We start from the raw sequence: 6,612 nt of genomic DNA on the forward strand, positions 1-6,612 counted from the left end.
ATGGAGAGAAAAATGAGGTTCAAAACGATTTCCGTTGGAGCTTTGATGATGGCAATTGCGACCTCAGCATCGGCGGAGTGGTCGGTCAACTCCGGCCCTAATCCCAATGCATTTATTCAAACCGGAAACATGACGCTGGAACTTCAGTGTGACCGTATCCGCTTTGCTCCGGCTGGATATGAGGACAGCCAGGACATTGTGGAGAAGCAGGGGCTTTCCATTCGATTTTTGAAGAACGGCACCACCGAAGTTGGGGCATTTCAGGTTGGCGCAGAAAACGCTGCCGTGCAGATCGTCGACAACTATCCCGTCGAGGTCAGTTTCAATAGTCAAGAGGACTATGGTTTTGTACTGGACCAGCTTGCAGCCAATGCATCGGTTAATCTGTCCATGATTGATCAAGATGTCAGCTATGGGATCTTTGACTTGAAAGGTTCCAGCGCGGCAATTCGATCCCTTCGTTCTGCGTGCAACTCGGATGTTAGCCAAGAGGCCTCATACGAAGCACCCGAAGGCATCGTATATTGTGGTGGCGGGGCGATAACACGCGTGATCGAACCCGTAATTTTGGACAACCCGGAGGGAGAGTGGGACGCGCGAGTAACAGTCAACGGTGAGTCAATCAGAGCCATGACCGCCTACAGTTACTTCGGAAACTCTGAGCCGCCGGCCGGATTTGTCGTTGCCCTGCTTGGGGAAGACAGGTCCGAGTTTCTGATTTTTAGCGAAGGCTCGGTAAACTGGCTGGAATACGGGGACTACAGATATGATCAGTGCAATTGATGCTGCCTTCCAACCGGCTTCCCAATTGGCAAGCTACTTGAAACGGTCGTTCGCTACGCAGCGCATCAATGACCGCTTTGCAGACTAAAGCAGTCATACGTAGAATCTCTAAAGACGAAAATGCAAATGCGTGATAGCTCCAGATTATGGCCACGACATCTGCGCGAAATCGACCATCCATCCCTTATGCATTTGCCGTTTTTGGTGTTCTTTTTGCTTCAATCTGTTTCGGGCTGGTTCCCTATTTCAGCCGCAGCCTGACCGAACAGGGTGTTGCACCCTATGCGGTCGCATTCTACCGCTACATTGTTGCGGCTCTTCTTCTGCTTCCTGTTCTCATCTTGCACCGAAAAGAATGGCGAGAGATCACTTGGGGCCTTTCAGCCGGAGCCGTAATGGGGCTTGGTTGGATCGGATATGTAACGGCGCTGGAGAAGCTGCCCGCATCGACAGTGGGTGTGCTTTACATGACCTATCCGGTGTTCACCTTGGTAATTGCTTGGGCTGTGTTTGGAGATGCACCCACGCGACGCGCCATGTTGGCCGCTAGTCTGATTGTGGTGGCAGCTGTCATTGCTGGCTCGCCCGCGTCAGTGGCTGCGGAACATCTACCAACGCTGCTGCTATCCCTTGCCGCCCCATTTGGGTTTGGCTTCGGAATTTGCGTCCTGGTACACAGGTTGTCACGGATTGCGCCATTGGCACGTATCGCGTCAGTTTCTCTGGGGTCCGTACTGGGCCTCGCACCGCTCATCATCGGTGCTGAGGTTAGAGAACTTCTCCCAAGGGAACAATCCGATTGGCTTTTCATTGTTGGTATTGGTCTGGTGACCGCTTTCGTGCCCCAGCTTATCTACACGATATGCTCACCTGTTATTGGGGCTTCCCAAACTGCGGTCGTCGGAAGCATCGAATTGCCCACGATGTTTGCCGTGGGATATCTTGCCTTTGGCGAAGCCATCTCTTTACCTCAAGCTTTGGCATGTGCATTAGTGCTGGGCGCAATCGCGATCACAAGAAGTAGAAAGACGCGCACCGTATCCACCGTGCTCGCAAAATCACCGAGGCAGTAGTACTAGGCTCGGTGCTGCCGTTTTCTGCGGTGCACATGACTGGCTGCTTGCGGCCCGAAGCGGGTCTTGCGAATCCCGAGAAACGGAACAGAACCGCAAAGATTTCGCACCATATGATGCCAGGATTTATCGAATCCGTCACAAGATTGAGAACATGTTTGGACGGCTGAAAGAGCGGTTCCGGGTCGCGACCCGTTATGACAGGCGCTTTATCATCTTCATGTCTGCCATCGCCCTCGCGGCAAAGCTTTTGTTTGGGTAATAAGTCGAAATTTTAGGAAATCGCCGTCGAACAGATCAAGCTTGATCCAAAAGTTCTGGCCCACCAGGCCAGGCGTGTAAAACAGCCGCTAGCGCTGCGCGGGCTTACTCTGGCGCCGAACCAACGGTTAAAATCTTTTCATTACTCCAAACTAGCGCCTCGTAACAAACCTCGGCTCCTGCGCCTCCGCACCAACCACCATCTCGTCCAATAAGCAGTATACGGTCAGGCCCCCAGTCAATAAGACGCCAACCCGTTGCCTGCCACGACATGATCTCACCGTCAACGATAAGATTGAGCATGCAACCCCCTGTTCCGCAGTACATAGAGGCAGCAGAGGAACAGGAAAACTGGCTTTCATCTACGAGTTCAGCCTTAACCGTGCCAAACTGGGAGCGCAGCTCGATCTCGGTCACAGCGTCACCCTGATCAAACTCTCCATTCTCGAAGTCTTTGCAATCAGCAGCCGCGCTTTCGATGATCCGTTGTGCTTCCTGAGAGGAGGCCAAAACTGTTGTGGCGCAAAACATTACGGCGACCATTGATGCCAGAAGCGTTGCAAACACAAATTTCACCCTTTTCATGCTGTCCTCTTCGTTTGAATTCAGTGATATCCCGCCAAAGTAGCTTCGTAAGAGGCGGTTTCGCCGAAGTTTTCCATCACCCATTCCGGATCGTAGTAGGTGTCGAGATAACGGTTTCCGTCGTCACACAGAATAGTGACGATGGAGCCAGATCGTCCGGCCGCCTCCATCTCTTGCGCAATTTGCAAAGCCCCCCAAAGGTTTGTGCCTGTTGATGGGCCCGCCCGCCGCCTGATCCGATCTTCAAGCCAGAGCATTGTCGCAATGCTTGCCGCATCTGGCACTTGGATCATACGGTCGATTACATCTGCCAAAAATGACTTCTCTACTTTGGGACGTCCGATACCTTCGATACGACTTGAACAGGAGCGGGTCAGGGTCCTGTCTCCGGTTCGAAAACTATCGAAAAACACTGAGTTTTCTGGGTCCACAACAACCAATTCACTGTTAAAGCCTTTGTAGCGAATGTACCGCCCCAGCGTTGCTGAAGTTCCGCCAGTGCCCGCGCTCATCACAATCACCGATGGAATTGGATGTGGCTCTCGTTCCATCTGGCGAAAAAGGCTTTCTGCAATGTTGTTGTTGCCTCGCCAATCCGTCGCCCGCTCGGCGTACGTGAACTGATCCATGAAGTAGCCACCGACTTCAGTTGCCAGTTCAACCGAGGCCTGGTGCATGTCCGGCGCCGCATCGACGAAGTGGATTTCGCCACCTTGGAACCGGATTAGGTCGATTTTACTCTTGGCGGTAGATTTTGGGAGAACCGCGGTAAAAGGCACTCCGATCATACGGGCGAAGTAAGCTTCTGAAACGGCAGTGCTGCCTGACGAGGCTTCGATTACACGTGTCCCTTCCCTAATCTTCCCGTTTACCAGCGCATAAAGGAAAAGCGACCGCGCCAACCTGTGCTTGAGACTGCCGGTCGGATGGGTACTTTCATCCTTGAGATAGATGTCTACGCCCTTCAGCCCCCGAACGGGTAGCTTGAAAAGGTGCGTATCGGCAGAGCGGTGAGCATCTGCATTGATCTTTGTAATCGAATCCGAAATCCAACGGCCCATACTTCTACTCAAACGCCCTGTTTAAGGCCCGTCAAGCTCAGGAAAATCGTCTTTGGAATTCACGGGGATGCAAGCATGCGCCACCAATTGGTCCGACTGTCCATCTAATGGGCAGGAATGCCTATCGTGCCAGAACGTGCTTCAATGAACAGCCAATGATTGAGAGGGAAAAATGTTAAGGTACTATAGGCGACGACTTGAAGCCCAAGGAGAACCAGGCCGAATCCATGGATGAGTGCAGGTATTTGATCTTCGTAAGCAAGCAGCAGAATTGACACGATCTGGCCGATGCAAATTGCTGCAACAAATATTCCAATATCAATCAACAAAAAGTTGCGCTCAAGTATCGCTGTGTATGCCGTGAATACTGTCACAATCAAAATAGCAGTAATTGCGAGGCTAAATCCCTTAACACTAAATACGTCCCTTCTTGTAAGTCGGGGTGGAAGCGGCATCAGGCAGGCCCAAAAAAATCCTGGCCAAAAAGCCAGCTTTAAGTGTTCCCAAATTGACTCGTTGACAGCTGCCACAAGCGCCACTGGCGCCCAACTTCCCAGCAAAACAAATGCAAAGTGCAGCCCGGATCCGAGTAGGATTATCAGGATCGCCCCAATCGCTTCGAGCCAAATTATTCGGGACGAGGTTTCCAGCATGTTTGGATCTCCCAATCCTGATTGTCGAATACTCTGCTTAGATTCTCAAAAGTGAAATGCCCACAGACATAGAAGGTCTAAAAATAGCTTTAATCGCCCATAGTGAGCGGCAATGTCCAAGTCCTTGTAAGAGTTTGTAAAGTTGACCCTTCCTGATTATTAACCGCAGTTGCCGTCATTGCCATGTGCTACAATAGACCGTAGGCTGGATTAAAAACCGGGGTAGAGCATGCACGATAAAAGGTGGGTTATATTATCGGTTGGATTTTTTGCTCTGGCCACAGCGTCATGTACAGATCTGTATCCTGACGCCGACGTCATGCCCACTCGCGCTGATGGGGAAGCCTTTTTCTCAGAAAACTGTACTTCTTGTCATGGTGCGGATGGTAGAGGCGGTGGCCCGGCAAGCAGCGGTCTTTCCGTTGCGCCAACAGATTTGACAACATTGAGCGCGAAGAACGGAGGAACTTTCCCTCAAGCACGTGCACTAAGCTACATCTATGGCGACCCAGAAAACAGCCATCTTTCTCGGGTTATGCCTGAGTTTGGCGGGGAAATGGCGGAAGATCTGGTTCCGGTTGAAATCGAGGGTGTCTTGACGCCCACCCCGCGCGAGTTAGCAGGGTTATTGTTTTTCTTAGAAAGCATCCAACAGTAGATTAGTGTTCTTGGCGCTAGGTCAGCAATTGACCGTTTGCCGGTGTTCTGGACTTGCACCTTTTTTGACCCGTTGACTATTGCAGGCCTAGCATTGTGAAGCGCCGTGGTCTGCTAGGCGTAAGCTGTCACTCAAAATCTTTTGGCCGAATTGGCGTGTCGAGTCCAATTCTGGCAGACTGCGAAGTGACATATGATTTATGTCAAAGAGTCAAACGCGCTCACATGCTAAATTTCGAATGTTAAATGGTAAAGCTGTTCTGAGCTCGTTGCTGCCTGTCCCCATCAATCGGTTTTGGGCCACAGGATAGCAAATGTTATATGGTAAAGGACCGACGTTGACCGGGGGGAGATGTCGGTCCATTTTTGTTGTGGTAAACTCTCGTTTAGCAAAGGACCTCCAGCTTATGAGGTACTTTAGAATCGTTGCAAGCATAGTCATTTCTTCGGTTGCAACGATATCTGCGGCCCAAGAATTTTCGGACCTTGGCAAAGACCTCTTTGTTGAGCATTGCGCCAGATGTCACGGAATCGATGCATCTGGAAAAGGACCTGACTCAGCTGATTTGAAAACACAGCCTGCTGATTTAACAAAGATTTCCGACCGCAGGGATGGCGTGTGGCCCATGTTGGAGGTCATGTCGATCTTGGACGGTTATTTAAAAGTACAAGAACCTCGCGATGACATGCCAATAATCACCGAGTTGAACGACGGCCCTGCTGTCGAATTCGATACGGGCAACGGTTTGGTTACGCGTATCCCTTCCAGACTTATCGAAATTGCTGAGTATTTGGAGAGTATTCAGTCTCCGAAGCCGGAACGATATGTTCCGTGAAGTTCTGATGCGCAGCTGAGTACGCTAAACGGATGGCCGCTCAAAGTCCAAGGCGGACTACACCAATGCTCTTAACGATGGTTGTCGATATCCGAAGCTATCGAGGTGACTTTCAGATAAGCGCAACGCTTCAACATATTATTTTAATTGTTCGTGGGCTGTTTTCAAATTTGCGCAAAATCACTTCAACGCCAAGCGATCCCTGAGGCAGTCGTTAAGAGCATTGAGCGTTGGGTGGCTTGTCACCGGGGCCGATCCAAGACTCTATCGAGTTGTGACCAGTCGATGGCTCGCATCAGTTCTTTCACGGCCTCTGGGTCTACTGTTCTGTCTCGACCGCTGTGTCTTACGACGTGACGCACCAGCCAAATGCATAGGCTGGTGAGAGCAAATGACAGGGTAAGGCTGATTAAGGTCTCGGTGCTCATTATGGAACTATATCATACCTTGGTATTGATGTCCGGCCAGATGAGTTTCGAACCAACCCATCGCAATTTCCTGCGGGCTGTTATTGGTTTCAAAGGCTCTGCCGCGAAACTCAAGCTCCAGCCGCTGAATTTCATTCTGGCGGTCTATCGCAACAGTGCGAGTGAACCACTTTGATCGATCAAAGGTGTGAATCGGCATGCAAAATTGACCCACTTAGGTGGGTTATGAGCGAATAAAATTGACCCACCTGTTTTCGTTAAGATCCGCACAAAAG

Annotated in this window: 8 protein-coding genes and 1 pseudogene; 6 read left to right on the plus strand and 3 right to left on the minus strand. The window is 50.8% G+C overall.

Annotation, left to right across the window (positions count from 1 at the left end; all coding sequences use genetic code 11):
- Positions 1 to 12: 12 nt before the first annotated feature.
- The 3 genes and pseudogenes from ACRZ96_RS20995 to ACRZ96_RS21005 form a co-directional block, all read left to right on the plus strand.
- Positions 13 to 783 (plus strand): hypothetical protein, encoded by a 771-nt coding sequence (locus ACRZ96_RS20995; RefSeq protein WP_480815073.1) that lies wholly within the window; start codon positions 13 to 15, stop codon positions 781 to 783.
- Between the two features lie 146 nt (positions 784 to 929).
- The gene (locus ACRZ96_RS21000; protein WP_170781830.1) at positions 930 to 1,856 is read left to right on the plus strand and encodes a DMT family transporter; all 927 of its coding nucleotides are present in this window, start codon (positions 930 to 932) and stop codon (positions 1,854 to 1,856) included.
- Between the two features lie 112 nt (positions 1,857 to 1,968).
- Positions 1,969 to 2,118: pseudogene (locus ACRZ96_RS21005) on the plus strand (IS5/IS1182 family transposase); the annotation flags it as partial.
- 104 nt (positions 2,119 to 2,222) lie between these two features.
- Here ACRZ96_RS21005 and ACRZ96_RS21010 read toward each other — a convergent pair.
- From ACRZ96_RS21010 to ACRZ96_RS21020, 3 genes are all read right to left on the minus strand, one after another.
- The gene (locus ACRZ96_RS21010) at positions 2,223 to 2,693 is read right to left on the minus strand and encodes a hypothetical protein (protein WP_480815074.1); all 471 of its coding nucleotides are present in this window, start codon (positions 2,691 to 2,693) and stop codon (positions 2,223 to 2,225) included.
- 29 nt (positions 2,694 to 2,722) lie between these two features.
- Positions 2,723 to 3,763 carry a PLP-dependent cysteine synthase family protein gene (locus ACRZ96_RS21015; RefSeq protein ID WP_170781828.1) on the minus strand — a complete coding sequence of 347 codons (1,041 nt, stop codon included), beginning with the start codon at positions 3,761 to 3,763 and terminating at the stop codon, positions 2,723 to 2,725.
- A 104-nt stretch (positions 3,764 to 3,867) separates the two neighbouring features.
- A complete protein-coding gene (locus ACRZ96_RS21020; protein ID WP_480815075.1) occupies positions 3,868 to 4,416 on the minus strand; it encodes a DUF6512 family protein in 549 nt (182 codons plus the stop codon).
- A 229-nt stretch (positions 4,417 to 4,645) separates the two neighbouring features.
- Here ACRZ96_RS21020 and ACRZ96_RS21025 point away from each other — a divergent pair, with 229 nt between their 5' ends.
- From ACRZ96_RS21025 to ACRZ96_RS21035, 3 genes are all read left to right on the plus strand, one after another.
- Entirely contained in the window at positions 4,646 to 5,074 is a 429-nt protein-coding gene (locus ACRZ96_RS21025; protein WP_480815076.1) for a c-type cytochrome, read from the plus strand.
- Positions 5,075 to 5,480: 406 nt separating this feature from the next.
- A complete protein-coding gene (locus ACRZ96_RS21030) occupies positions 5,481 to 5,909 on the plus strand; it encodes a c-type cytochrome (RefSeq protein WP_480815077.1) in 429 nt (142 codons plus the stop codon).
- 429 nt (positions 5,910 to 6,338) lie between these two features.
- The gene (locus ACRZ96_RS21035) at positions 6,339 to 6,512 is read left to right on the plus strand and encodes a hypothetical protein (protein ID WP_480815078.1); all 174 of its coding nucleotides are present in this window, start codon (positions 6,339 to 6,341) and stop codon (positions 6,510 to 6,512) included.
- Positions 6,513 to 6,612 lie beyond the last annotated feature (100 nt).

The organism is Ruegeria sp. CF1 (genome assembly GCF_056537445.1).